Below are 24,217 nucleotides of genomic sequence, written 5' to 3'. Positions count from 1 at the left end.
CTGTTTGTCATGCTCGGCTGCGTATGACATCATGACGTCACGAATACAGGATCAGGACATGGCCAAGACGAAAAAATCGAAAGACGACGATGGAAAGAAGAACACCTCGTTGCGCCTCTGCGGCAAGACATTGAAGGCCCTGAAGATCCGCGCAATCGAAGAAGAGACAAGCGTGCAGAAAATTATCGAAAAACTGGTCGAGGACTATCTCGGTCAACCGCGAAAGCCTAAGGCATGACCGCCAGAGGCGAAACATTTTACATGCCGGCCGCATGTCTGACCAAGCTGGCCGAACGCAATGTGCAGAACCTGACGCCGGTCCTGGACTGGACAGAGGGAAACCGTCCCTTCGCGATCCGCGATTCTTTCGATCAGCGCCTGCGCACCACCCGACGGCTGCTTCTGGAAGACGGGAGCCTGATGGAGTTGCTGTCGACCGCCGATGGGATGTGCAGTCAGCCCGCCACACCCGGGGCCAGCTTTGTCGCTGAGTTCGCCGAAGGGCCGGTCAAGGCCGCGCTTGCCGATCTGTCCCCGCTACGGGCGCTTTTATCCATTACCTCGGGCATCGCCCGCTCGGGCAGGTTGGCGCTGGTTGATGACGAGGGCAAAACCCGGGCACGCGCCCAGTTGCGCGAACTGGAATCGTCCAGCGGCAATGCCGTGATCCTACTGACACCTCAGGGCCTGCGCGGCTATGATACAGCCCTGCACGATCTGGTCGCGCGCATACGTGACTGCGGAGGCACGCCGCTTGCGGCAGGCAATCTCTACCGGATGATCGAGCCTGCCAGTACCGGTTATGTTGCCAAACCAAGGATCGAGGTTGGACGCGAGGAAACCGCCCTTGACGCGGCAAGCGACCTAATTACCGGTTATCTGCCTGTCGCCCGCGCGAATGAGCAGGGCATCATTGCCGATCTCGACACTGAATTCCTGCATGATTACCGCATCGCGCTGCGCAAGATCCGCTCGGTTCTGAGCCTGTTCAAGGACGTCTACGACCCGGAGCAGACGGCCGAACTGAAGGCGCGTTTCTCTGCGTTGATGGCACAGACCGGGCCATTGCGCGATCTGGACGTCTATCTGCTGGGACAACAGAGCTTCCGCGATCTTGTGCCCGAGAGGATGCATTCCGGGCTGGACAGGATGTTCGCATTGCTTCGCCACCGGCGCACTGTGGAACAAGCCACGCTTGCAGCTCATCTGCGCAGCAAGGGCTATCAAAAGGACATCAAGGCGCTGGCCAGGATGTTCGCCAGGCGGCGCAAGCTGCTGCCCGGCCCGAACGCCAGCCGCGCCTCCTATGATCTGGCCTGCGAACTAATCTGGAAACGCTATCGCCGGATCCGACGCATCGCAGCAGAGCTGAATGCCCGAACACCGGACGAGGAGGTTCACGAATTGCGCATCGAATGCAAGAAGCTGCGTTATCTGATGGAGTTCTTTGGTTCGGTTTTTCCGCAAGACGATTTCGCCAATATTCTCAAGCCGCTGAAGAAGCTTCAGGATTCTTTGGGCCTGTTCAACGATTATGCGGTACAGCAGACCAAGCTCCAAGTTTTTGCCGACGATCTGGGCGATGATCCACACAAGCTCGAAATCGCCCAGAATATCGGCGCGCTGGTCATCGTGCTGCATCAGAAACAAGTTGCGGAGCGCGAGAAGATCATCGCAGCCTTCGCGCGTTTCAACAGCAACAAGATGCAGCGGACCATCCGCGAACTGTTTCACGACGGAAAGGAAGCCTGATGCAGATCATTGCCTGCTATTCCAACAAGGGCGGCGTCGGCAAGACGGCGACCGCCGTGAACCTTGCCTATGCCTTTGCGGCATCGGGGCGACGGGTCCTGCTTTGCGATCTTGATCCCCAAGGCGCCTCGGGGTTCTATTTCCGCGTGAAGCCGTCCAAGAAGCTGACCGATGCGCGCTTTTTCGAGGATGTCGAACGCTTCACCAAGGCGATCCGGGGCAGCGACTATGATAATCTCGACATCCTGCCCGCGAATATGAGCTTTCGCGAATTCGACGTCTTCCTGTCACGGATGAAAAATGGCCAGTCGCGCCTGAAAAAGGCGCTGAAGGCCGTCAAATCCGATTATGACCTGGTGTTGCTGGACTGCCCGCCGAATATTTCAATGCTGTCTGAAAATGTCTTTCACGCGGCAGATGCGGTGGTGGTGCCAGTGATCCCAACCACGCTGTCCCAGCGCACCTTCGAGCAATTGCTGGAATTCTTCGGTAATTCCGACCTGCCGGAGGACAAGATCCACGCCTTCTTTTCGATGGTACAGGGTATCAAGAGTCTGCATGGCGAAATAATCGCCACAATGACAGATGCGCATCCGAGACGTTTCACGCAGGCGACGATCCCCTTTGCATCCGAGATCGAACGCATGGGCCTGGCCCGTGCCCCGGTTCTGGCCACCGCGCCGAACAGCAGGGCCGGCAAGGCCTATCAGGCCCTGTTCGAAGAGATCGCGGGGCGGGCGAACGGATGAAGGAGATCGGGCGCAAGTTTTTGCTCGAAGGACCTGTACCGGACGGATTGCCCGCCAAGCCGATCCTCCAAGGTTATCTGACCCTCACCACGGCTTCGGCCGAGATCCGGTTGCAGTAGAAAGGCGAAGGTTATTCCCTTACGATGAGGTCCGATGGGAGGATGACTCGCGAGGAACGCGAAATTGCCATCGGGGCGGCACAGTTCCAAAGCCTCTGGCCCGCGACCGAGGGCCGCCGCGTGGAAAAGACGCGCCGCCTCGGGATCTTGCCCGGCGGGCAGGTATTCGAGTTCGATGTCTTTTCAGGTCATTTGGCACCATTGATGCTGGTCGAGCTGCAGTTTTCCTCTGAAGAAGCAGCAAGCGCCCTCGTTCCGCCGACATGGTTCGGCAAGGAGGTGACCGAGGACAAACGCTATGGGCCGCAAATGCACCGACGGAGCCGCCGTCCTATCTGGTCGCGGGGCTTGCAATGATCTTTTGGCGGGATTAAGCCGCTTGGACCACCAAGAGGCAATCAGGATATGAGCGTTACGCAGGCCAAGGGGCTTCACCCCCGCACACAAGCCGTCCATCACGGAACCCGCCGCAGCCAATATGGCGAGATGGCCGAGGCGATCTTCATGACGCAGGGATTCGTCTATGACAGCGCCGAACAGGCAGAAGCCCGGTTTGTGGAATCAGGCCCGGACGAGTTTATCTATGCGCGTTACGGCAACCCGACCAACCGCATGTTCGAAGACCGTATGGCCGCCCTCGAAGGCACCGAAGACGCTTTTGCGACTGCAAGCGGAATGGCAGCTGTGAATGGCGCGCTATTCTCGCTTTGCGCACCGGGCGATCATGTGGTCGCGGCGCGGGCGCTGTTTGGATCTTGCCTATATGTCCTGGATTTGCTTGCAAAATTCGGGGTCAAGCTATCTTACGTCGACGGAACCGACCTGAATCAGTGGAAAGAAGCCATTCGGCCCGGCACCAAGGCGGTCTTCTTCGAGTCGGTCTCGAATCCGGGGCTGGAAATCGTGGATATCGCCGGCGTCTCGAAACTTGCCCATGCCGCCGGTGCGCTTGTGGTGGTGGATAATGTCTTCGCCACCCCTGTCTTTTCGCGCGCGGTCGAACAGGGCGCCGATATCATTGTCTATTCGGCAACGAAGCATATAGATGGCGGCGGGCGCGCCCTTGGCGGAATCATTTGCGGCTCGCGGGACTATGTTCGCGGTACGGCGGAACCCTATCTGAAACATACCGGGGGCGCGATCAGCCCTTTCCATAGCTGGATCATGCTGAACGGGCTGACCACGATGGATCTGCGTGTCCGGGCACAGGCGGGCAACGCGGAAGAAATTGCCAAGGCGATGCAGGGTCACCCAAAACTGCAGCATGTGGGATATCCGGGCCTGCCCGATCACCCTCAGCATGAATTGGCGATGCAGCAGATGGGTTCGGGCGGAACCATGATCACGTTTGAAGTTCAGGGTGGCAAGGACGCCGCATTCGCCGCCTTGAACCGGCTGAAGGTCATCGCGATTTCCAACAATCTGGGAGATGCGAGATCCATCGTGACCCATCCCGCGACAACCACTCATCAACGGCTGAGCGATGAAAACAAGGCGCAGCTTGGCATTACCCCGGGGCTGCTGCGCCTTTCGGTCGGGTTGGAGGACGCTCAGGATCTGATCGACGATCTGAAACAGGCTCTGGGCAACTAGGCAGGTGGATCAGCCCGGCCGCAAGCCGGGATAAAACCGGTTCAGCAATGCGGGAAAACCGATCCCGGCACCGATAATGGTGCCGTAGCAATGAGGCATGCGCGGTTCAAGCGCTCCGATTTCCGGGCAAACCACCAGAAACCCGATTCAAGTGATGGCCCGAACGCTATTCGGGTAAATATACCAGCAATTTCTTTTTGCTGCCTTTTGTCTGATTTTTCTGCCTCAGACCTTTAGAAATGCTTAAATTAACCTCATATTGGCTGTCGCAGTCCGAAGGAGCTTGCTCGATGACCGAATCTCGCCCGCTTATCCCGGCCTATCCTGCGCTGGTACGCGATTACGATGCGGATTTCCGCGTTGACGATGCCTATAAGGCAAATCTGCCAGATCTGCAGAACGGCCCAGCCAGCCTGATCGTGGGTGCGCATGCGCCCATTCAGCATGTCGGTATCTCGAATTTCCGCTTGCCCATCCGCTATCAGACCCGCGATGGCGGAGAGATCACACTGGAAACCAGCGTCACCGGCACGGTCAGCCTTGAGGCGGATCGCAAGGGGATCAACATGAGCCGGATCATGCGCTCATTCTATGTCCATGCCGATCATCTTTTCAGCCTCAAGGTGATGGAAGCCGCGCTGGACGATTACAAGGCGGATCTCGAAGCGTTCGATGCCCGGATACAGATGCGCTTTTCTTATCCGATCCGTATGGATTCGCTGCGCTCGGGCCTGTCCGGCTGGCAATATTACGATATCGCGCAGGAAGTGTTCGAGCATCAGGGCCAGCGCCTGCGCGTGATGCATTTCGATTATGTCTATTCCTCGACCTGCCCCTGCTCGCTTGAATTGTCAGAGCATGCGCGGCAGGTGCGGGGACGTCTTGCAACCCCACATTCCCAGCGATCGATCGCGCGGATTTCTCTGGTCATGAACGGGCATGAAAAGCTGTGGTTCGAGGATATGGTCGAGCTTTGCCGCCGTGCCGTTCCGACCGAAACGCAGGTCATGGTCAAGCGCGAGGATGAGCAGGCATTTGCGGAACTGAACGCCGCGAACCCGATTTTCGTGGAGGATGCGGTTCGGGCGTTCTCGCAGGAGCTTCAATCCGATCCACGGATCGGCGATTTCCGCGTCATCGCCAGTCATCAGGAATCCCTGCATTCGCATGACGCAGTCAGCCTGTTGACCAATGGCCCGACATTCGCGCAATCATCGCTTGATCCCATGACCTTTGCAGGAAAGATGGGCTGATTTCTTTATCGGTTTGCGAAAACGCAAAACGATTTTGCCCTGATACCGCCTGACGGATGCTTGCAACACCCCTGCAAGATTCGGATAGTAAATGGGCGGTGAATTCCGCGCGTCCAGGGAGAGCATCGGCATGGATTTCGCACTTGGCGAAGAACAACAGGCCATTTTCGACATGGCCCGCGATTTCAGTCAGAGCCGCATCGCGCCAAATGCGCGTGAATGGGAAGCGGCGGGCACGATCCCCCGCGATCTCTGGACCGAAATCGCGCAGCTTGGCTTTGGCGGATTATATGTGGATGAGAAATATGGCGGCTCGGGTCTCAGCCGCCTTGACGCCACGCTTGTCTTCGAGGCGCTGGCCATGGCGGATCCCGCGGTTGGTTCCTTCCTGTCGATTCACAATATGTGCGGCGGGATGATCGACAAGTTCGGCAGCGCAGAAACAAAGGAAAAATGGCTGCCCGATCTGTGCAGCATGAAAAAAATCTTCAGCTATTGCCTGACCGAGCCGGGCAGCGGATCGGATGCCGCCGCACTTCGGACCCGTGCCGAAAAGACGAATGAGGGCTATCGGCTGAACGGCACCAAGGCCTTCATCTCGGGCGGCGGCTATTCGGACGCCTATGTCACCATGCTCCGTACCGGTGAGAACGGACCCAGGGGCATCAGCACCGTGATCGTCGAGGATGGTGCCGCCGGTCTTTCCTTTGGCGCTCTTGAAGACAAGATGGGATGGCGCGCGCAGCCCACGGCACAGGTGCAATTCGACGATTGCATGGTGCCGCATGAAAATCTGCTGGGAGAAGAAGGCAAAGGATTTTCCTATGCAATGGCCGGCCTTGACGGCGGGCGTTTGAATATCGCGGCCGGCGCGCTGGGCGGCGCGCAGACCGCGCTTGACCGGACGCTGGCCTATATGGGCGAGCGCAAGGCGTTCGGGCAATCTCTCGATCAGTTTCAGGCGCTGCAATTCCGGCTGGCCGAAATGGAAACCGCAATGCAATCGGCGCGGATTTTTCTGCGACAGGCGGCATGGAAACTTGACAGCCGCGCCCCCGATGCAACCAAATTCTGCGCGATGGCGAAGCTTTACGTAACGGACCGCGCCTTCGAGGTCGCAAATCAATGTCTGCAACTGCATGGCGGCTATGGCTATCTGGCGGATTACGGCATCGAAAAGATCGTGCGCGATCTGCGCGTGCATCAAATCCTGGAAGGCACGAATGAAATCATGCGGCTGATCGTCGGCCGCGCCATGCTGGCGGAACGGGGGTAACCTAGTTGACTGACCTGAAGATTTATAAATCCGGCCGCGCCGGACATATCACATTCAACCGGCCCAAGGCACTGAACGCGCTCAGCCATCAGATGGCGCTTGATCTGCTTGGGGCGTTGAATGATTGGCGTGACGATCCGCAGGTCGATCTGATCATCGTTACGGCCGAAGGCGAAAAGGCGTTTTGCGCGGGTGGCGACGTCGCCGAGGTCTATCGCGCCGGAATGGCGGGCAACCATCAGGTCGGACGTGACTTTTTTCGCGACGAATACCGGATGAACGCGACAATCGCCGATTATCCGAAACCGATCACCGCCTTCATGCAGGGTTTCGTGATGGGCGGGGGCGTCGGCGTCGGTGGTCATGCAAGCCATCGTATCGTCGGCGACACGACCAAAATCGCCATGCCGGAAGCCACCATCGGTCTGATCCCGGATGTCGGCGGAACATGGCTACTCGGCCGGGCTCCGGGCCGCATCGGGGAATATCTGGGCCTGACATCCGAACGTATGGGCCCGGGTGATGCCATCCAGGCCGGTTTCGCCGATTACTACCTGCCCGAAGCCGAATGGCCGGCCCTGATCGCCGATCTGGAGCAAAGCGGCGATACCGCCCGGATCAAAAGCAAGACGCCGCCCCCTGCCCCGTTATCCAGGCGCGACCTGTCCGCCTTTGGCGAGCGGCATGTGGAGGACATCGTCGCCGCACTTGAAAAAGCCGGCGATGAGGACACGCTGAAATCTGTCCGCCGGAGTTCGCCCCTGTCCATGGCGGCGGGTCTGGTAATGATCCGGGCTTCGCGCGGGGACCGGCACATACAGGAATCGCTGAGCCGCGAATACCGTTTTACCTGGCGCGCGACCGAATTCAGCGACTTTCTGGAAGGCGTGCGTGCACAAATCATCGACAAGGACCGCGAACCACAATGGTCGGCGGATGCATCGGAGGCGAATATATCGAGGATTCTCGAGTCGCTGGGCGAGTATGAACTTCGCTGGAAGGAGGAGACGGCATGAAAATCGGATTCATCGGTTTGGGGAATATGGGCGCGCCGATGGCCGCCAATCTGGCCAAAGCCGGGCATGAGATCACCGGCTTCGACACTGCCGCACCCATTCCCGCCGGGCTGACATCGGCGGGCAGCGCAGCAGATGCGGTCAGGGATGCCGATGTCGTCATCACCATGCTGCCCAATGGCGCGATCCTGAAAATGGTCGCCCAACAGATCATCCCGAACATGAAACGCGGCGCGGTCCTTTGCGATTGCTCGACCGTGGATGTGAATTCTGCCCGCACCGTCGCATCGGGGGCAAGCGCGGCGGGGCTGGGGGCGTTGGATGCGCCGGTATCGGGCGGAATCGGCGGCGCGCAGAACGGCACGTTGACCTTTATGGTCGGCGGCAGCGGCGCGGCATTCGCGACGGTCTCTCCGCTCTTCGATATCATGGGCCAGAAGGCGGTCCATTGCGGCGATTCCGGCGCCGGACAAGCCGCCAAGATCTGCAATAACATGATCCTTGGCGCGACGATGATCGTTACCTGCGAAGCCTTTGCCCTGGCCGACAAGCTTGGACTGGACCGGCAGAAGATGTTCGATGTGGTTTCAACGAGTTCGGGCTATAGCTGGTCGATGAACGCCTATTGCCCTGCCCCTGGTATCGGCCCGCAATCGCCTGCGGATAACGATTATCGACCCGGTTTCTCCGCCGATCTGATGCTGAAGGATCTTGGACTTGCCCGGGATGCTGCCCGCTCGGCCGGGGCACAGACACCTATGGGCGAGCTCGCCCTGCAATTATACGAGCAATTCGTCGAACAAGAGGACGGGCGCGGGCGCGATTTCTCGGCAATGTTGCCAAGATTCGTCAAAATGAACGGATGACCGCGCAAAGCGGGAACCGGATGGAACCCGCGCTGTTGTGGGAAGTTACCTATCTGACAAGTCATACAGCAAGTAAAAGCCAGGGACTTATATCGCAGATGGGTTATGTTCGTATTTTTGCAACGGCATGTGTTATGGCCGTACTTACAAGCGGCGGGGTGGTTTATGCGCCGCAATCATTCGCAGCCGGGGCGCCGGATGCGGAATCTTCTGGCTTCGGTGTCGGCGATGTCCTGCCCGCCGAAGAAGTTCATATTATTTCCCAGCCTGGCCTTTACGGACTGGGTCCCGAACCCGCAGACAGCAAATATGCCATCGCGCATGGCATGCTGATCAGGATCGACCCCAAAACCGGGAAAGTCCTGTCAATTCTGCGTAGCCAGAGCACGGTTCTGGATTAGGGTAATTCGCGCCAGAGCGGAAACGCCGCGTTTATGTCCATATCGGAAAATTCCGCGTCCGGAGGCAGAATCTTCGGGCGGCTTTGTCGTAAAAACACGTCAATTCGCCGCCCGCATGATGTCCCGCAAAACCGCCGAAGACAGTTCTGCGGGATTGGCTTTCATCGAAGATGAACTTGCCGCCGCCTCGGCTGCTGCTGTTTGCGCTTCTTCATCGATACCAAGGCCGGTCAGCGTCTCAAGACCATGCGCATGCGACCAATCCGCCAGCATGTTCGCCCCCCGTTCCAATCCAGCCTCGCCATTACCGAAAACTTCGTTGATCCATGCGCCGATCTCATCCAGCCGCCTCGCAGTGTCATCGCTGAAGACAGCACGGCGATTCGCCCTCAGGACATGCGGCAACAGCGCCCCACAAATCGCGCCATGCGCCGCGCCGGTCAGCCCGCCCAGTGGCCCGGCCAGGCCATGGACCGCACCAAGGCCGGCATTGGCAAGCGCCAGGCCGCCGCACAGGCTGACCCATGCCATTTCATCCCTTGCCCGGGCATCCTCGCCCTCCTCCATCAGACGGCGCAGCGCCGCCAGACCCCGCGGAATGGCATCGCGACACAGCGCATCGGTCAGCGGATTGGCGCGCGTACAGATATAAGGCTCGATCACCTGGGTGATGGCATCCAGCCCCGAGGCCAGCGTGACCGCGGGCGGACAGCCATCCGCCAATGCCGGATCGACGATGGCAAGGCGTGGCAGCATCCGTGCATCGCGCAGGCTGACCTTGCGCCGATGCTCGGGCACACCAATCACCGCATTGCGCGTGACTTCCGCACCGGTTCCGGCAGTGGTCGGCATGGCGATGAAGGGCAGCGGAGCGTGATCCAGCGGCAATCCCTGCCCCACAACCTCCAGATGGTCCAGCATGGGCCGGCTGGCGGGCACCAGCGCCGCAATCGCTTTGCCGGCATCGATCACGGCACCGCCTCCGACGGCGACAACAATCTCGGCATTGCCGGAACGGGCCGTATCTATGCCGGTTTCGATCATGGCGATATCCGGTTCGGATGCCACTGGATAGCTGGTTAACGCACAGCTCCTGGCAGACAAATCGCGCCGCAACCCATCGCTTCGGGCAGGGTTTTTTCCATGCACCAGCAGCACCCTTGATCCCAAAGCTGCGATACGATCCGCGGCAATGGCAGCCTGTCCGCGACCGAACAGGATTTCGGTTGCGGTCGCGAATGTGAAGGGGTTGGCCATGACATGGCTCCTCATGCGAAGAAAATGCTTAGGCCTTTTATACCGGAAACATATCGCCCTGAAGCCCGTGCCTGTATCACGGGCGGCAAGACCGGCATCTATTCACATGAGTACCGGGAGAATCGACGATCAGGCGACCGCCGCGCGTTCATCCCCGGCCAATTGTGCATCCAGGGACAGAATCTGCCGCACGGCTTCGGCTGCTTCACGTCCTTTCTTGACGAAATGATCGCGGAAGAACGCCGTCATCACGTCGACCTCCTGATAATTATGCGGGGTCAGCGATACCGAGAAACAGGGCACGCCGGTTTCCAGCCCGACATTCATCAAGCCGGTCACGACGGCGCCCGCGACGAAATCATGGCGATAAATTCCGCCATCCACAACGAAAGCCGCAGCAACCACGGCGTCATATCTGCCGGTCTGGGCCAGTTTCTTGGCCAGCAGAGGCATCTCGAACGCGCCGGGCACATCGAAAACGTCGATCTGCGCAGCGGGAATCAGGCGCGTGGCCTCGTCGGTGAAGCCTTCATGGGCACGATCGACGATGTCGGCATGCCAGCGGGCCTTGATGAATGCGATGCGGGGATTGGTCGTCTTGGTCATAATTCAGGAACCTACCGTTCAATTGCGTCAGGCCCCAGAGCACGAGCCATGACTGATCCATGGGAACGGATGCAGCCACGGTCCTCTTCCGTCCGGACTATACCGTCGGCCCCGGAGTTCCACCGGATCTGCTGACCTTTCCCGGATGGGAAAGCGCTCGCGGGCTATCACCGCCGGTGGGGAATTGCACCCCGCCCTGAGAACGCGAAATGATTAGCATGGTGTTTCGGGGCCGCCAAGTGAAAAGCGGCGGCTCGGCGCGACACGGCCACGGGCCGCCCGATGTCTTTCATGACTGGCCCGGGAGCTCCGACATGGTGCACGGGCCCCTGAATAACGACATGGCCGCGCGATACTGTCAGATGTCCCGACAGGTTACGGGACGTATCGATATCCGGGACATCCTTGATGCAACAGGCGAAACGCGGACCTGAATAGTCTCAGCCCTGCAATGTCTCTTCTCGCTGGTACTCGGTGATTGCAGCTCGCGTGACTTGCGCCAACGCGGTTTCGTAAACCTCGATTCCGCCCCTCGCCGCCCCTTCGGACAATGTCCGTTTCCACCCGCGCGCGCCGGGCTGTCCGTGAAACAGACCCAGCATATGGCGGGTGACCTGATGCAACCGCCCGCCACCCGCAAGATGATCGTGGATATAGGGGCGCATCGCTTCGGCCACCTGAATCGCCGATGAAAATTGCGGGGCTTCATCCCAAAACATGTCCGCCTGCCCCAACATATCCCAGGGCCGGTGATAGGCCGCGCGGCCGATCATCACACCATCCATGACCTCCAGATGCCCGCGAACCTCGTCAAGGCTGTCGATCCCGCCATTGATTGACAGATCCAGATCGGGGAAAGCGGATTTCATGGCATGGACCAGCGGATAGTCCAGTGGCGGCACCTCGCGGTTCTCGCGCGGGCTAAGACCCTGCAACCAGGCTTTCCGGGCATGAATTGCAATGCGGCGCACGCCGGTCCTGCTGATTGTCTCGATGAAATCCGGCAGGATTTCCGCAGGCACCTGATCATCGACGCCGATCCGGCATTTTACCGTCACTTCAACGGGACTCTCAGCCATCATTTCCGCCACGCAATCGGCCACCAGCCCAGGGGTTTTCATCAGCACCGCGCCGAAACATCCCGACTGGACCCGATCGCTGGGGCAGCCCACATTAAGATTGATTTCGTCATATCCCCAGTCCGCCGCGAGGCGCGTCGCCTCGCGCAGTTCAGCCGGTTCCGAACCGCCCAGTTGCAACGCGACGGGATGTTCGACAGACGCAAAATCCAGCAGTCGCGCGCGATCACCATGGATGATGGCGGGCGCAGTCACCATCTCGGTATAAAGCAATGCCCGCCGCGTCATCAGCCGGTGAAAATATCTGCAATGCCGGTCCGTCCAATCCATCATCGGGGCGACGGAAAGCATATGTGCTTGATATTTCTTCATTTCGAACATGCCGTTAATTTTCTGCGCAGTGGCGTGCGCATTCCATTCCATAATCCAATACGCGCATTTGCGCCACGTTCCAATCTTGCACTGCATATATGGGGCACAGGAAAATGGCCGCGATTTCAAAACCTTCTTCGAACACTTGGCAGGCCCGGGTCAGAGAGCCACTATGTCAGCGGAACCGTCCTTCGCCACGGCAATGTGGAGATATGGACCCGGAATGTCGAAGACAAGATTGAACCGGGGGCAACCTATACACGCCAATGGTGATGCGGCCAAGACGTTCAAGGACCTTGGCGATCTCCATAAGGAAGACCTCGCGGAGATCGGCACGACATTGGGAAGATCGAAAGCCGCGAATCTGCCCTCTCTGACCGAAGCTCTCGATGAGCAGATCCCGGCACGGGACAGGAGCAAATCCTGCCTGCAGCACCCGGTTCCCAGTCTCACGCCTGCAACATCCCCGGGTCGGGCAGTGTCAACCAGCCCGATCAACCTGCGAAGTCGTCCAGAGAGTCGGACGCCCACGAGCAGCAACGATGTTATGGTGAAGAAGGAGCTGTGTTGTCATCCGATCTCACGCCAACCTGCTACGATGCTTGAGCGGCGAGATGCCGAACCGCATGCGGAAAGCCTTGGAAAAGTGAGAAATCGAGATAAAGCCGCATGACATCGCTATCTGGGATAGCGAATCCTCGGACTGCAGAATAAGACGACGGGCGCGGTCCAGCCGCAATTCCATGCTGTAACGTTTTGGGGTCGTGTTCAGGTATTTACCAAAAAGACGCTCGAGCTGGCGGATCGAGATGCCGATTTCGCGAGCAATGATTTGCGGAGCAAGCGGTTCCTCGATGTGGTCCTGCATGATCCTGATGGCGCGGACCAGATATTCGTTCCGCATCCCATGCCGCGACTGAAGCGATACCGTTTGTGCGGCGGTTCCCTCGCGCACGGCATTGTAGACCATCTGGTCCGCGACGGTTGCGGCAAGCTCCCCTCCGTGATCACGGGCGATCAGGTGCAGCATCAGGTCGGCGGCGGCGGTGCCGCCCGATGCCGTCACATGCGGGGCATTGGCGACAAAGACGTTGCGAACCAGACGAACCTCGGGAAATTTCTCCATGAACAGATCATGGTATTCCCAATGAATTGCGGTTTCCACGCCATCCAGAAACCCGGCTTTCGCAAGGACATATGCGCCCGAACAGATCGCGCCGATGGCAACACCGCGCCGCTTTTCGCGACGAAGGAAGTTCAGCGTTTCAGCGGAGATACGATCCTGAACGTGCAAGCCAGAGATCACGTAAAGCCGGTCATGGCGATCCAGCGGCTCTAATCCGCGATCGGCCAATGTCACCGACCGGTTCGAACAGACGGCGGTCTTGCCGTCCTCGGAGATCAAAGACCAGCGGTACAATTCCTCGCCCGACACCAGATTGGCGATGCGCAGCGGCTCGAGCGCACAGGAAAAGGCCAGATGCGAGAAATTCTCGACCAGCAGGAACACGAAATGCGCCGTTTCAGGCGCAGCACTGCCTGAAACGACGCGACCATGGAGGCCGGATTGGGCACCCTTTCGGCGCCCATCCGCTTTCGTCACTTCGCGGCTCCTCGCGCTGCCTCCAGCCAGCCGTCATATTCCTCCTGATGCGAGGCGATCCAGTCATCGACATGGCGATCTATATCCTCGGAGGAGTCCTCGCCGTCGGCGATCAGCTTGTTCTCGGCCGACACGTCGTTGATGTCGATCGCCGCCAGTTCGAACAGCTTCGCGGCTGCCGGATTTTCTTCGAGAAAGTCATTCCGGGCGACGACCCGGATGCTGTCCACGACAAAGCCGAGATCCTTGCCGTCATAGACCGTTTCGCCCTCCTGTCCGTCAGGCAGGGTCGAGAACGGCACCTCCAGCCATTCGACATCCTCACCCGGCACCAGAGCGCCCGAGACCCAATACGGTGTCCAGGTGAAATACAGGATCGGATCGCCATTCTGATGCCGGGCGATGGTGTCGGCGATGATCGCCGTATATTCGCCCTGATTGTGGGTCACCGTATCGCGCAGTTCGAACTCATCGAGCTGATGCTCGATCACGCGCTCGCAGCCCCAGCCCGGCACGCAGCCCGCCAGATCGGCCTTGCCGTCGCCATCAGCGTCGAAACGTGCCGCCACCTTGGGATCCTTCAGATCGCCAAGGTTTTGGATGCCCTCGTCATAGCTGGCCTTGTCTACCAGATAGCCCTGAAGCGCACCATCGATCAACGTGCCGACCTTGCTCAGCACTTCGTCGCCGCCAGCCTCCTGATAGAAGGTATCGTGAAGCTGATTCCAGCTCGCCGGATAAAAATCCGCATCCCCTGTTCCGACGGCAAGATGCGCGGTTTGCGCCAGGACCTCCTGTGGTTCTTCGACCTCATAGCCAAGATCCTCCAACGCCCGGACCAGAACCCGCGCCTGAAGCATCTCTTCCAGCAATGGCTGGATGACCGGACGCACCGTTACCCCTTCGCCCGGCATGTCCTGAGCGAAGGCCGCGCCCGCAGCCAGCGACAGCAGCGCCGTCGTCGTCAGCATGATGTGTTTCATCTGTTTTCTCCCTTGTTGCGCCGTCATTGCGGCTTTTCGGATTTGCGTCCGGTCAGGCGCAGGATCAGCCCGACCGGACCGCTCTGCCACCAGTGACGATGCCCGCGCTCGCGGCCCGAGCGGCCCAATCCCTGGGTGATCCTGTCGAGGACGATCGCCAGCAATACGATCCCAAGGCCTCCGACGATGGCCTTGCCCGCATCCAGCCGGCCCATCGCCCGCAGGACCTCATTGCCAAGCCCCTTGACCGAGATCATCGAGGCGATGACCACCATCGACAGGGCCAGCATGATCGTCTGGTTCAGGCCGGCCAGGATCGTCGGGGTGGCCAGCGGCAACTCGACCTTGAACATGATCTGCCGCGGAGTCGCACCAAAGGCACGCGCGGCTTCGACCACGCTGGAATTCACACCGCGAATACCCAGTGAGGTCAGCCGGACCAGTGGCGCGATGGCGAAAATGATCGTCACGATCACGCCCGAGACATCGCCGATGCCGACCAGCATCACCACCGGCACCAGATAGACGAAGGCCGGGATGGTCTGCATCGTGTCCAGAACCGGGCGGATCGCCGCTTCGAAACCGTCGCTCTTGCCGGCAAGGATGCCAAGCGGCAGGCCGATCACCACGCAGAGCAGCACAGCCGAGATGACAATGGCCAGCGTCGTCATCGCCAGCTCCCATGCTCCCGGCGCCAATAGTCCCAATGCCAGCAGGCAGGCCGCGACCAGCACCGCGACCCGGCGGCCGGCGGCCTGCCAGGCCAGCAGCACGACGATGATCAGCATGATTGTCGGTGGCACCGATTGCAGGGTCGTATCGATCAGCGAGATGAGCTCGTCGAAAAACGATTTGATTGGCTGGATGGTATCGCGATTGGCAATCGCCCACTGCTTGATGCCGTCCGTTCGTCCATCGATATCGAGATCGATCGAGGCGAAGGGGCTCAACCAGTTGAAAGCTTCGTCTTCGGCCATCAGATCCGTCCTCCGGTTTCGATCCCCACGTCCTGACGGCCCTGAATGCCACGCAACAGCGCGCTTTTCGTCACCACTCCCAGATCGGCGCCATCGGCGCGCACAAGGATGGGGTTGTCGCTGGTTACCGCCAGATCGACGAGCGCGTTCAGCTTGTCATCAGGATGCGCGACCGGCCAGTTTGCCGGATCGGTCGCGCCATTCGTCTGCCGATACTGTTCCAGCGGCTGCATCACCCGCGCAGCCGTCACCAGATCCAGCTTCGAGATCCCCGCCACGAAATCCGCGACATAGTCATCGGCGGGTTCGGTCACGATCTGTTCCGGCGTACCGACCTGTACCAGAATCCCGTCCTTCATGATCGCGATCCGGTCACCGATCCGGATCGCCTCGTCCAGATCATGGGTGATGAACACCGTGGTCTTGTGCAACTCGGCCGACAATTTCATGAAGGTATCCTGCAATTGCCGCCGGATCAGCGGATCGAGCGCCGAAAACGGCTCGTCCATCAGCAGGATCGTCGGATCAGCCGCGATCGCGCGGGCCAGCCCGACACGCTGCTGCATGCCCCCCGACAACTCGTCGGGATATTTGCGTTCCCAACCGGTCAGTTCCACCGCATCGATCGCCTGCTGCGCCACCTTTCGGCGGGTCGCTTCATCGATGCCGCGCACCTCCAGCGAGAACACGACATTCTCGCTGACCGTCCGATGCGGCATCAGCGCCATGTTCTGGAACACCATACCGATTTTCTCGGCCCGCAGGGCGCGAAGCTCTTTCGCCCCCATCTCGCCGACATTCCGCCCCTCGATCACGACCGAACCCGCAGACGGTTCAATCAAGCGGTTGATGTGCCGGATAAGCGTGGATTTACCAGAACCCGACAGGCCCATGATGCAGAAGATCTCGCCCCGCCCAACCTCGAAAGAAGCGTCGCGCACACCCACAATGCAATCATAGCGCCGGCGGATTTCGTCCTTGCTCAGCCCATCCTCGACCACAGCTTTCATCGCTTGCGCCGAGCGGTCCCCGAATATCTTCCAGATGCCGTCGCAGCGAATAACAGCTTCGTTTGTGTATTGGGTCATGCAAATCCTCCCTCGTTATAAAAATCACATATTGCAATTGTAGACAACATGTATTTTTATATGTTGAAATTGAATCTGGCTTAAATGACCGGATTTTGCGGAGGAGACAGGAAGATGGGCAAATCCAGAAAGTCGCACTGCATCGAGGATCTCAAACGGCGAATCCTGACCGAATCGCTGGCTCCGGGTGCCTATCTGGATGAGACGATCCTGTCCGAGGAATACGAGATATCGCGGCCTCCGCTGCGTGAAATCCTCAGCCAGCTCGCAGGTGAAGGTTATGTCGTCCTGAACGAACGGCGAGGCACGCAAGTCGCGCCGATGACGCACCGGACGATGCGCAATTTCTTCATGGCCGCGCCGATGATCTACGCCGCCATCAGCCGTCTGGCGGCGCTGCACGCCACTCGTGCCCAGATCATGCAGCTCAAGGACACGCAGCTTCTGTTCCGGGCAGCGATTCGTGACGGGGATACGGCAGAGCGCGCAATCAAGAACGAACGCTTTCACGCGATCATCGGCGATATGGCGGCGAACGAATATCTGACGCCCAGCCTGCGGCGATTGCTGATCGATCATACGCGGATCGGCATGACCTTCTATGAATCGAATAATCCGCGAACCGCCGAACAACGACGCGTTGCGGCCGATCAGCACGACCAGTTCATCGAGTTGATAGAGGCCGGTGATGCGGACGGCGCGGCAGGATTAGCAATCGAGCATTGGGAACTGTCGCGCTCTGAAATGGAGTCCTTTGTCACGCCGCCCGGCATGGACATTCCGCTCGGCCCTGTCCGGGACGAGACTGGCAAGAAGGGAACACAATGAAGTTCGAAGGTATCTATACGCCGATCATCACCCCCTATACCGAAGGGGGCAAGATCGACCGGGACGCATTCGCGGCCATGATCGAATATCTGATCGATGCGGGCGTGCATGGCATTATCAATGGCGGCTCGACCGGCGAATATTACGCGCAATCGATCCAGGACCGGATGGACCTGGCACTGTTTGCCAAGGAGGTGATCGGCGACCGGGTGCCGCTGATCGTCGGCACCGTCGCGATCCGGCTTGAGGATTCGATCGCCATGGCAGAGACCGCCGCGCGGATCGGCGCAGATGCGGTGCTGATCGGCTCCCCTCCCTATTCGGTCCCAACCGAGCGCGAGAACGCCCTGCATACGCTCGCCATCGACCGGGCGGCCGATCTGCCCGTGATGCTGTACAACTATCCGGGCCGCATGGGCATCAACATGGGCGAAGAGTTTCTCGACCGCGTGTCCCGTAGCCGGAACATCTGCGCCATCAAGGAAAGCTCGGGCGACATCAATCGTGTGCATCTGCTGGCCCGCGACTATCCGCATATCCAGATGTCCTGCGGGATGGACGATCAGGCCCTGGAATTCTTTGCATGGGGTGCCCGCAGCTGGGTCTGCGGCGGCTCGAATTTCCTGCCTGCTGAGCATCTGGCGCTCTATCGCGCCTGTGCCGTGGATGGCAATTTTGACAAGGGCCGCCGGATCATGTCTGCACTGATGCCGTTGATGCGAGTGCTGGAACAGGGCGGCAAGTTCATCCAGTGCATCAAGCATGGCTGCGAGATGAACGGTCGGCACGCCGGATCTCCGCGCCCTCCGCTGAAGCCGCTGAACAAGGACGACAAGCGCCAGCTTGAACAGGTCGTGCGCGTCCTCAAACAGACAATAGCCAGTATCGAAGCGGAGAATTGAGATGTCGGATATTTTGACCAAAAGCGAATATCAGGCGATTGCGAAAGGGCTGAGCCTGCCCGTGAACAGCTTTGTCGATGGCAGTTTCCGCCCGGCAAAATCCGGCGCGACATTCGACACCATCAACCCGGCGACAGGCGCGGTGCTGGCCCAGATCGCGGCTTGCGACACAAAGGACGTGGATTTCGCGGTCGAAAAGGCCCGGGACGCCTTCGAGGACGGCCGCTGGTCGCGTCGGCATCCCTCCGAGCGGAAAGAGGTGCTGATCCGCCTCGCCAAACTGATCCGGCGCAATATCCACGAACTTGCGGTGATGGAAAGCCTCGACAGCGGCAAGACCATCTATGATTGCGAGACCGTCGACCTGCCCGAGACGATCAACTGCCTGATCTGGCACGCGGAGCTGATCGACAAGATTTATGATCAGGTCTCGCCCGCCTCGGACGACCATATCGCCATGATCCTGCGCGAGCCGGTCGGCGTGATCGGCCTTGTGCTGCCGTGGAATTTCCCGCTTCTGATGCTGGCATGGAAGATCGGCCCGGCGCTTGCTGCCGGCTGCTCGGTGATCGTGAAACCGGCCGAGGAAACCTCGCTGACGGCGCTCCGTGTGGCTGAACTGGCATATGAAGCGGGTGTGCCGCGCGGGGTGTTCAACGTCGTGACCGGCACAGGCCCCGAGGTGGGGGAGCCTTTGGGGCGGCATATGGATGTCGATGCCGTGTCCTTCACCGGCTCGACCGGGACCGGGCGGCGCTTCCTGTGCTATGCCGCCGAGTCCAACCTCAAGGAGATCACGCTGGAATGTGGCGGCAAGAACCCGGCGATTGTGCTGGATGATGCCGAAAATCTTGACCGCGTGGCGGCGCATATCGTCAATGGCGCGTTCTGGAACATGGGCGAGAACTGCTCGGCCTCGTCACGCCTGATCGTACAGAAAGGCGTCAAGGAAGAACTGCTGACCCGCATCCTCGCCCATGCCCGCGAATGGCCGATGGGCGACCCGCTGGACCCGGAAAACCGGGTGGGCGCACTGGTCAGCCAGGCGCATTTCGACAAGGTCCGCAGCTATCTGGAAATGGACCACAAGATCCTGATGGGTGGCGAGGCCAAAGACGGGTTTGTATCGCCGACCATTCTGGATATCACGGACCGCGACGCCGCCCCTGTACGCGAGGAAATCTTTGGCCCGGTCCTGTCCGTCCTGACCGTCGGGAACATGGAGGAAGCCATCGCGCTTGCCAATGATACCGAATACGGACTGGCCGCCTCGATCTTCACTGGCAATGTCAAACGTGCCCTGCGTGGCGCGCGCGCCATCCGCGCCGGAACCGTGACCGTGAACAGCTTCGGCGAAGGCGATATCACGACTCCTTTCGGTGGCTATCGTGCCTCGGGCTTCGGAGGGCGCGACAACGGGATACAGGCGCATGACCAATATACCCGGCTCAAGACGATCTGGGTCGATCTGACCGACGATCTGGACGAGGCCGTCATTTGAGCGCGAGACGCGCCAGAAGACTTCCCCTTCATCGCGGCCCCGCTGCATGGAGTGCGATCCTGCCGGGCCAACCTGCGCCCGAGTCTCTTGCAGGCAGGCTGACCGTGGATTTCGCCGTGATCGGCGCGGGTTTTGCAGGATTGTCGGCAGCCCGCCGCCTGCGCCAGTTGAACCCGCAGGCGCGCATTGCCGTGCTGGATGCCGGACGGCTGGCCGAGGGAGCCTCGGGACGCAATTCCGGCTTCATGATCGATTTGCCGCATGACTTGTCGTCGAAGGATTATTCCGGCAGCGGCGATGACCACACCGTGATCCGGTTGAACCGGCAAGCGATCTCCTTCGCCCGTGAGGCGATGGGGGAATATGGTATCGATCCGGCTTTCTTCGATCCCTGCGGCAAGGTGAATGGCGCGGTCAGCGCGAAAGCCGAGGCCCATAACCTCAGCTATACGGCACATCTGGAAAAGCTGGGCGAAGCTGCGCAGATGCTGGACAATAAAGAGATGTTCCGCCTGACCGGCAGCCATCACTATCGCTCGGGATTGTTCACGCCGGGAACGGTGCTGATCCAGCCCGCCGGATATATACGCGGGTTTGGCACGGGTTTGCGCCGGGAAGGCGTAAGCGTTTTCGAAAACTCGCCAGTGGTCCGGATCGGGCGGACCGGCCCGGATTGGTGTCTTCACACGCCCAAGGGCCAAATCATGGCGGCAAAGCTTATCCTGGCGAATAACGGGCATCTGGAGAGCTTTGGCTTTGCGCGCGGGCGGCTGATGCATGTCTTTCTGTTCGCCTCGATGACGCCGGATCTGGACTCCGATGCGCTGGCGCGGCTGGGCGGCGCGGCGCGGTGGGGCATCACACCCTCCGACCCGATGGGCACGACCATGCGCCGGATTGACACAAAGCAGGGAGGCAACCGGATCATCACCCGGACCTGCGCCCTGTTCGAGCCTGGGATGCAGGTCAGTGCGGCCGCTGTCAGCAGGGCCGCAGAGATCCACCGACGCAAGTTTCTGGACCGCTATCCGCAATTGCATGATATTGGCACGGAATACCAATGGGCCGGGCATCTGTGCCTTAGCAGGAACGGCGTTTCGGTCATGCGCGAACTCGAACCGGGGCTGTTTTCCGCCTGTTGTCAGAACGGCCTGGGAACGACTCGCGGCACATTGACCGGGATTGGCGCGGCGGAACTGGCATCCGGACATGAATCCGGGATAACGCGGCATTTCATCGCCGAGGCCGAGCCGACCAGACTTCCGCCCGAACCCCTCGCCCGGATCGGCGCCAATGCGTATCTGAAATGGCGCGAATGGGTTGCGGCGAAGGAATAAGCTGTCCGCTCAGGGCAGGCTCAGCTTCGCCATCCGTCCTCCATCCACGGTCCAGATCTGACCGGTCACGAACCCGGCCTGATCCGAGGCCAGCCAGGCGACAAGCGCCGCGACCTCTTCCGGGCGGCCTGTGCGTCCGATGGGATGGATATGGGCAAGACTTTCGCGGAAACCGGCTGGATCATCCATTCCGGCAATGAAATCGTTGTTGAGATCCGTGTCGATCCAGCCCGGCGCCACGGCATTGCAGCGGATCCCGTCAGCGCCGAAATCCACGGCGACAGCACGGGTCAGGCCGTGCAGCCCGGCCTTCGAGGCGCAATAAGCCGCATGGCGGGGATTGGACCCCAACCCCTCGATCGAGCCGATATTGACGATGCTGCCTTTGGTCTCCCGCAGATACCGCCGCGCCGCGCCGATCAGGAGGAAAGGCATTGTCAGATTGACCGTCAACGTCCGTTGCCAATCGTCAAGCGAGGTCTGATCAACCTCGGCTTCCTTCATCATTCCGGCATTGTTGACCAAAATGTCCAACCGCCCGCCACGCCCGACAACTTCATTCACCACCGCCGCCGCGCAAGCCGGATCGCTGAAATCCGCCCTGATGCTTTGGAAACCGGGCGCCTCGCCCCGCTGCGCGGTAAAAACCTCGGCCCCGCCGTCGCGCAGCTTGCGGGCCGTCGCAAGACCGATGCCGCTGCGCCCCCCGGTCACCAATGCGACCTTGCCGGAAAAATCAGTCATCCTACGGCTTTTCCCCCGTTCACCTCGACAAGCGAACCACACATATATGATGCCGCGTCAGAAGCCAGGAACAGCACGACCTGAACGATATCTTCGGGTTCCGCTATCCTGCCGATGGGCACGGTTTTTCCAAGCTCTGCAACCGCCGAGTCGGGGTCAAAGCCGCGCCGGGCGAAACCACTGCGCAGCATTGGCGTGTTGACCTCGTTCGGGCAGACCGCGTTGACGCGGATGCCCTGCCCCGCGTGATCCATCCCCATGCATTGCGTCAGCGAGGCAAGCGCGGCCTTGGTCATGCAGTAGACCGCATGTTTCGGGCCGGGGCGCAAACCCCAGCAAGAGGCGATATTGACGATTGCGCCCCCGCCCGTCTCCGCCATCAGCGGAATGGCAGCGCGGCAAATGCGGAAAGGTGCCTCGACATTCACGCCAAGCGACAGGGACCAGTCGTCATCCGAAGTTTCGGTGACGGTTCCGCGCGTGATGACACCCGCATTGTTGACCACGATATCCAATCCACCAAGGGCATCCCGAACGGTGGAAGGAAGGGTATCCGCATATTCCGGATCCAGAAGATCGCCGGGCAGGCACAGATCGGCCTCGACTCCATCAAGATCACGGTCGGCAGCAGCAATGCGTGCGCCCTCGTCCCGGAACGCCTTCAGCAATGTGGCACCGATACCGCCCCTCGCCCCGGTCAACAGAACAGCCTTGCCGTCAAAACGCTTCATCAATTACCGCCCCCAAAGGACATGACAGGATCACCGAATAGCGCCTCGTCCGGTGTCACACCAAGCCCTGGCCCTTCCGGCAGCATGATGTGACCGTCCCGGATGGCAATGCCGTTTTCGGGATCATAATGGGTTTCGATATAGGGTGCGGCGATCCAGACGCCTTCGTTCAGCCTTGGCAGGACCGTTGCGCCGATATGGGTGCAGGCGGCGGCGATGATGTCGCCTCCCCAGGCGTCATCGCAGCTATGCGGCAACGAGCGCGCCTCGCAGATATCGCGGAAAGCCGTCATCTGCTGCAACCCGCCGATCCGTGTCAGCTTCATGGCAAATCCGTCACAAAGCCCCTGTCCGATGACGCTCAGCACCGTTGAAAGGTCAACCCCCCGTTCGTCGATGTAAACACCGTGTTGCAACTGCCTGCGGATGGAGGCGATTTCCTCAAGGGTATTGCAAGGCTGTTCGAGGACAAAGGGAATCTCTGGACATTCCCGGCTGATCCGAAGGCAGTCGCCGGTGGTCAGCGAGCGGTTGCCATCCACCGCCAGCCGCACCTTGCAGCCGACCCGTTCCCAGACCTTGCGCACGACCTCTATGTCGGTTTCGATCGGTCGACCGCCGATCTTGATCTGCAGCCGCGGATAACCCTCGGCGGCCTTTTCCGCGGCAAGCCGCGCCACCTCGTCGGGCTCTCCGACGCCGAAGGAGTAATAAGAGGGCACATGCTCTGTCGCTGCACCGCCCAGAAGATCGGCAACAGAAACGCCATAATGTTTGCCCATCAGATCATATATGGCGATATCGATGGCTGCCTTGGCATAATTGTGACCGTTCAGCATCCCGTCCATCCGACGGCGCAACAGCAGTGGCTGCAATGCGGGCGCTCCGATCAGGCCCGGTGCGATCTCGGCGATTGCGGCGCGCGCGCCTGTGGCGTGATGGGGCTGATAGGTCGGGCCGACGGGACAGGTTTCGCCCCAGCCAACCAGACCATTATCGGCCACGCATTTCACCAGCGTCGTATCAAGGGTTTCGACGACCGAGGTGGCGATACGAAACGGGCCGCCGACAACCGGCAACTGGTGAGAATAGACGTGAATTTCTGCAATCCGCATGTCACCTCGCAATCGGGGCGGCTTGCCCCCAACGGTTTCATATGAAAACTGCTCCGCCGGTCGGGCCGC

At 60.0% G+C, this 24,217-nt stretch carries 25 protein-coding genes and 1 riboswitch; of the genes, 15 read left to right on the top strand and 10 right to left on the bottom strand.

All coding sequences use genetic code 11. The features are described from left to right. Positions 1-58 precede the first annotated feature (58 nt). From D3P04_RS11955 to D3P04_RS11910, 11 genes are all read left to right on the top strand, one after another. Entirely contained in the window at positions 59-238 is a 180-nt protein-coding gene (locus tag D3P04_RS11955; protein ID WP_119749125.1) for a hypothetical protein, read from the top strand. Positions 239-261: 23 nt separating this feature from the next. Continuing rightward, entirely contained in the window at positions 262-1,752 is a 1,491-nt protein-coding gene (locus D3P04_RS11950; protein WP_232844983.1) for a CHAD domain-containing protein, read from the top strand. Next, positions 1,752-2,501, top strand: coding sequence for a ParA family protein (locus D3P04_RS11945; RefSeq protein WP_119749121.1), 750 nt, complete (start codon positions 1,752-1,754; stop codon positions 2,499-2,501). Before D3P04_RS11950 ends, D3P04_RS11945 begins: the two co-directional genes overlap by 1 nt. Beyond that, entirely contained in the window at positions 2,498-2,620 is a 123-nt protein-coding gene (locus D3P04_RS23865) for a CYTH domain-containing protein (RefSeq protein WP_269902626.1), read from the top strand. Before D3P04_RS11945 ends, D3P04_RS23865 begins: the two co-directional genes overlap by 4 nt. 42 nt (positions 2,621-2,662) lie before the next feature. Beyond that, positions 2,663-2,977: a CYTH domain-containing protein gene (locus tag D3P04_RS11940; protein ID WP_232844982.1), complete on the top strand. Its 315-nt coding sequence runs from the start codon at positions 2,663-2,665 to the stop codon at positions 2,975-2,977. A 48-nt stretch (positions 2,978-3,025) separates the two neighbouring features. Then, positions 3,026-4,213 carry an O-succinylhomoserine sulfhydrylase gene (gene metZ / locus D3P04_RS11935; protein WP_119749119.1) on the top strand — a complete coding sequence of 396 codons (1,188 nt, stop codon included), beginning with the start codon at positions 3,026-3,028 and terminating at the stop codon, positions 4,211-4,213. Between the two features lie 290 nt (positions 4,214-4,503). Continuing rightward, entirely contained in the window at positions 4,504-5,466 is a 963-nt protein-coding gene (folE2, locus tag D3P04_RS11930; protein ID WP_119749117.1) for a GTP cyclohydrolase FolE2, read from the top strand. A 130-nt stretch (positions 5,467-5,596) separates the two neighbouring features. Beyond that, positions 5,597-6,742: an acyl-CoA dehydrogenase family protein gene (locus D3P04_RS11925; RefSeq protein ID WP_119749249.1), complete on the top strand. Its 1,146-nt coding sequence runs from the start codon at positions 5,597-5,599 to the stop codon at positions 6,740-6,742. A gap of 5 nt (positions 6,743-6,747) precedes the next feature. Next, a complete protein-coding gene (locus D3P04_RS11920; protein ID WP_119749115.1) occupies positions 6,748-7,758 on the top strand; it encodes an enoyl-CoA hydratase/isomerase family protein in 1,011 nt (336 codons plus the stop codon). Further along, the gene (gene mmsB / locus D3P04_RS11915) at positions 7,755-8,624 is read left to right on the top strand and encodes a 3-hydroxyisobutyrate dehydrogenase (protein ID WP_119749113.1); all 870 of its coding nucleotides are present in this window, start codon (positions 7,755-7,757) and stop codon (positions 8,622-8,624) included. Before D3P04_RS11920 ends, mmsB begins: the two co-directional genes overlap by 4 nt. Continuing rightward, positions 8,621-9,025 (top strand): hypothetical protein, encoded by a 405-nt coding sequence (locus D3P04_RS11910; protein ID WP_119749111.1) that lies wholly within the window; start codon positions 8,621-8,623, stop codon positions 9,023-9,025. The genes mmsB and D3P04_RS11910 overlap by 4 nt, the downstream gene beginning before the upstream one ends. 99 nt (positions 9,026-9,124) lie before the next feature. Here D3P04_RS11910 and D3P04_RS11905 read toward each other — a convergent pair whose 3' ends face one another. From D3P04_RS11905 to D3P04_RS11870, 7 genes are all read right to left on the bottom strand, one after another. Then, positions 9,125-10,282 carry an iron-containing alcohol dehydrogenase gene (locus tag D3P04_RS11905; RefSeq protein WP_119749109.1) on the bottom strand — a complete coding sequence of 386 codons (1,158 nt, stop codon included), beginning with the start codon at positions 10,280-10,282 and terminating at the stop codon, positions 9,125-9,127. Positions 10,283-10,411: 129 nt separating this feature from the next. Continuing rightward, complete coding sequence (locus D3P04_RS11900; protein WP_119749107.1) at positions 10,412-10,888, bottom strand: 6,7-dimethyl-8-ribityllumazine synthase; 477 nt, start codon at positions 10,886-10,888, stop codon at positions 10,412-10,414. 76 nt (positions 10,889-10,964) lie between these two features. Beyond that, positions 10,965-11,096: riboswitch (FMN riboswitch) on the bottom strand. A gap of 232 nt (positions 11,097-11,328) precedes the next feature. Beyond that, entirely contained in the window at positions 11,329-12,348 is a 1,020-nt protein-coding gene (dusA, locus tag D3P04_RS11890; protein ID WP_408634374.1) for a tRNA dihydrouridine(20/20a) synthase DusA, read from the bottom strand. Positions 12,349-12,919: 571 nt separating this feature from the next. Then, a complete protein-coding gene (locus tag D3P04_RS11885) occupies positions 12,920-13,849 on the bottom strand; it encodes a GlxA family transcriptional regulator (protein ID WP_232844989.1) in 930 nt (309 codons plus the stop codon). Between the two features lie 89 nt (positions 13,850-13,938). After that, positions 13,939-14,925, bottom strand: a complete 987-nt coding sequence (gene proX, locus D3P04_RS11880) for a glycine betaine/L-proline ABC transporter substrate-binding protein ProX (RefSeq protein ID WP_119749101.1) — start codon at positions 14,923-14,925, stop codon at positions 13,939-13,941. A 23-nt stretch (positions 14,926-14,948) separates the two neighbouring features. After that, entirely contained in the window at positions 14,949-15,902 is a 954-nt protein-coding gene (locus tag D3P04_RS11875; protein ID WP_119749099.1) for an ABC transporter permease, read from the bottom strand. Further along, positions 15,902-16,990, bottom strand: coding sequence for a quaternary amine ABC transporter ATP-binding protein (locus tag D3P04_RS11870; protein ID WP_119749097.1), 1,089 nt, complete (start codon positions 16,988-16,990; stop codon positions 15,902-15,904). The genes D3P04_RS11875 and D3P04_RS11870 overlap by 1 nt, the downstream gene beginning before the upstream one ends. Before the next feature lie 114 nt (positions 16,991-17,104). Between D3P04_RS11870 and D3P04_RS11865 the strand changes: the two genes are divergently transcribed. Genes D3P04_RS11865 through D3P04_RS11850 form a run of 4 tightly spaced genes read left to right on the top strand, consistent with a single transcriptional unit; the run spans position 17,105 to position 21,558 of the window. Then, complete coding sequence (locus D3P04_RS11865; protein ID WP_119749095.1) at positions 17,105-17,818, top strand: GntR family transcriptional regulator; 714 nt, start codon at positions 17,105-17,107, stop codon at positions 17,816-17,818. Then, positions 17,815-18,720: a dihydrodipicolinate synthase family protein gene (locus D3P04_RS11860; RefSeq protein ID WP_119749093.1), complete on the top strand. Its 906-nt coding sequence runs from the start codon at positions 17,815-17,817 to the stop codon at positions 18,718-18,720. Before D3P04_RS11865 ends, D3P04_RS11860 begins: the two co-directional genes overlap by 4 nt. 1 nt (position 18,721) lies before the next feature. Further along, positions 18,722-20,221 carry an aldehyde dehydrogenase gene (locus D3P04_RS11855; protein WP_119749091.1) on the top strand — a complete coding sequence of 500 codons (1,500 nt, stop codon included), beginning with the start codon at positions 18,722-18,724 and terminating at the stop codon, positions 20,219-20,221. After that, on the top strand, positions 20,218-21,558 hold the full coding sequence (locus tag D3P04_RS11850) for an NAD(P)/FAD-dependent oxidoreductase (RefSeq protein WP_119749089.1): 1,341 nt from the start codon (positions 20,218-20,220) through the stop codon (positions 21,556-21,558). Before D3P04_RS11855 ends, D3P04_RS11850 begins: the two co-directional genes overlap by 4 nt. A gap of 9 nt (positions 21,559-21,567) precedes the next feature. Here D3P04_RS11850 and D3P04_RS11845 read toward each other — a convergent pair whose 3' ends face one another. Genes D3P04_RS11845 through D3P04_RS11835 form a run of 3 tightly spaced genes read right to left on the bottom strand, consistent with a single transcriptional unit; the run spans position 21,568 to position 24,148 of the window. Next, on the bottom strand, positions 21,568-22,302 hold the full coding sequence (locus D3P04_RS11845; RefSeq protein ID WP_119749087.1) for an SDR family NAD(P)-dependent oxidoreductase: 735 nt from the start codon (positions 22,300-22,302) through the stop codon (positions 21,568-21,570). Next, positions 22,299-23,033: an SDR family NAD(P)-dependent oxidoreductase gene (locus D3P04_RS11840; protein ID WP_119749085.1), complete on the bottom strand. Its 735-nt coding sequence runs from the start codon at positions 23,031-23,033 to the stop codon at positions 22,299-22,301. Before D3P04_RS11840 ends, D3P04_RS11845 begins: the two co-directional genes overlap by 4 nt. After that, positions 23,033-24,148, bottom strand: coding sequence for a mandelate racemase/muconate lactonizing enzyme family protein (locus D3P04_RS11835; RefSeq protein WP_119749083.1), 1,116 nt, complete (start codon positions 24,146-24,148; stop codon positions 23,033-23,035). The genes D3P04_RS11840 and D3P04_RS11835 overlap by 1 nt, the downstream gene beginning before the upstream one ends. Between the last annotated feature and the right edge of the window lie 69 nt (positions 24,149-24,217).

Origin of the sequence: Paracoccus onubensis, from assembly GCF_003591515.1 — a bacterium.
Taxonomy (GTDB): domain Bacteria; phylum Pseudomonadota; class Alphaproteobacteria; order Rhodobacterales; family Rhodobacteraceae; genus Paracoccus; species Paracoccus onubensis.
The sequence above is the reverse complement of the archived record's forward strand: the minus strand, read 5'-3'. Positions and strand labels throughout refer to the sequence as shown.

Bases quoted from the DNA above. Each gene is read 5' to 3' on its own strand.
- D3P04_RS11955 (WP_119749125.1), top strand. From the start codon at position 59: ATGGCCAAGACGAAAAAATCGAAAGACGACGATGGAAAGAAGAACACC.
- D3P04_RS11950 (WP_232844983.1), top strand. From the start codon at position 262: ATGCCGGCCGCATGTCTGACCAAGCTGGCCGAACGCAATGTGCAGAAC.
- D3P04_RS11945 (WP_119749121.1), top strand. From the start codon at position 1,752: ATGCAGATCATTGCCTGCTATTCCAACAAGGGCGGCGTCGGCAAGACG.
- D3P04_RS23865 (WP_269902626.1), top strand. From the start codon at position 2,498: ATGAAGGAGATCGGGCGCAAGTTTTTGCTCGAAGGACCTGTACCGGAC.
- D3P04_RS11940 (WP_232844982.1), top strand. From the start codon at position 2,663: ATGACTCGCGAGGAACGCGAAATTGCCATCGGGGCGGCACAGTTCCAA.
- metZ (WP_119749119.1), top strand. From the start codon at position 3,026: ATGAGCGTTACGCAGGCCAAGGGGCTTCACCCCCGCACACAAGCCGTC.
- folE2 (WP_119749117.1), top strand. From the start codon at position 4,504: ATGACCGAATCTCGCCCGCTTATCCCGGCCTATCCTGCGCTGGTACGC.
- D3P04_RS11925 (WP_119749249.1), top strand. From the start codon at position 5,597: ATGGATTTCGCACTTGGCGAAGAACAACAGGCCATTTTCGACATGGCC.
- mmsB (WP_119749113.1), top strand. From the start codon at position 7,755: ATGAAAATCGGATTCATCGGTTTGGGGAATATGGGCGCGCCGATGGCC.
- D3P04_RS11910 (WP_119749111.1), top strand. From the start codon at position 8,621: ATGACCGCGCAAAGCGGGAACCGGATGGAACCCGCGCTGTTGTGGGAA.
- D3P04_RS11905 (WP_119749109.1), bottom strand. From the start codon at position 10,282: ATGGCCAACCCCTTCACATTCGCGACCGCAACCGAAATCCTGTTCGGT.
- D3P04_RS11900 (WP_119749107.1), bottom strand. From the start codon at position 10,888: ATGACCAAGACGACCAATCCCCGCATCGCATTCATCAAGGCCCGCTGG.
- dusA (WP_408634374.1), bottom strand. From the start codon at position 12,348: ATGTTCGAAATGAAGAAATATCAAGCACATATGCTTTCCGTCGCCCCG.
- proX (WP_119749101.1), bottom strand. From the start codon at position 14,925: ATGAAACACATCATGCTGACGACGACGGCGCTGCTGTCGCTGGCTGCG.
- D3P04_RS11875 (WP_119749099.1), bottom strand. From the start codon at position 15,902: ATGGCCGAAGACGAAGCTTTCAACTGGTTGAGCCCCTTCGCCTCGATC.
- D3P04_RS11870 (WP_119749097.1), bottom strand. From the start codon at position 16,990: ATGACCCAATACACAAACGAAGCTGTTATTCGCTGCGACGGCATCTGG.
- D3P04_RS11865 (WP_119749095.1), top strand. From the start codon at position 17,105: ATGGGCAAATCCAGAAAGTCGCACTGCATCGAGGATCTCAAACGGCGA.
- D3P04_RS11860 (WP_119749093.1), top strand. From the start codon at position 17,815: ATGAAGTTCGAAGGTATCTATACGCCGATCATCACCCCCTATACCGAA.
- D3P04_RS11855 (WP_119749091.1), top strand. From the start codon at position 18,722: ATGTCGGATATTTTGACCAAAAGCGAATATCAGGCGATTGCGAAAGGG.
- D3P04_RS11845 (WP_119749087.1), bottom strand. From the start codon at position 22,302: ATGACTGATTTTTCCGGCAAGGTCGCATTGGTGACCGGGGGGCGCAGC.
- D3P04_RS11840 (WP_119749085.1), bottom strand. From the start codon at position 23,033: ATGAAGCGTTTTGACGGCAAGGCTGTTCTGTTGACCGGGGCGAGGGGC.
- D3P04_RS11835 (WP_119749083.1), bottom strand. From the start codon at position 24,148: ATGCGGATTGCAGAAATTCACGTCTATTCTCACCAGTTGCCGGTTGTC.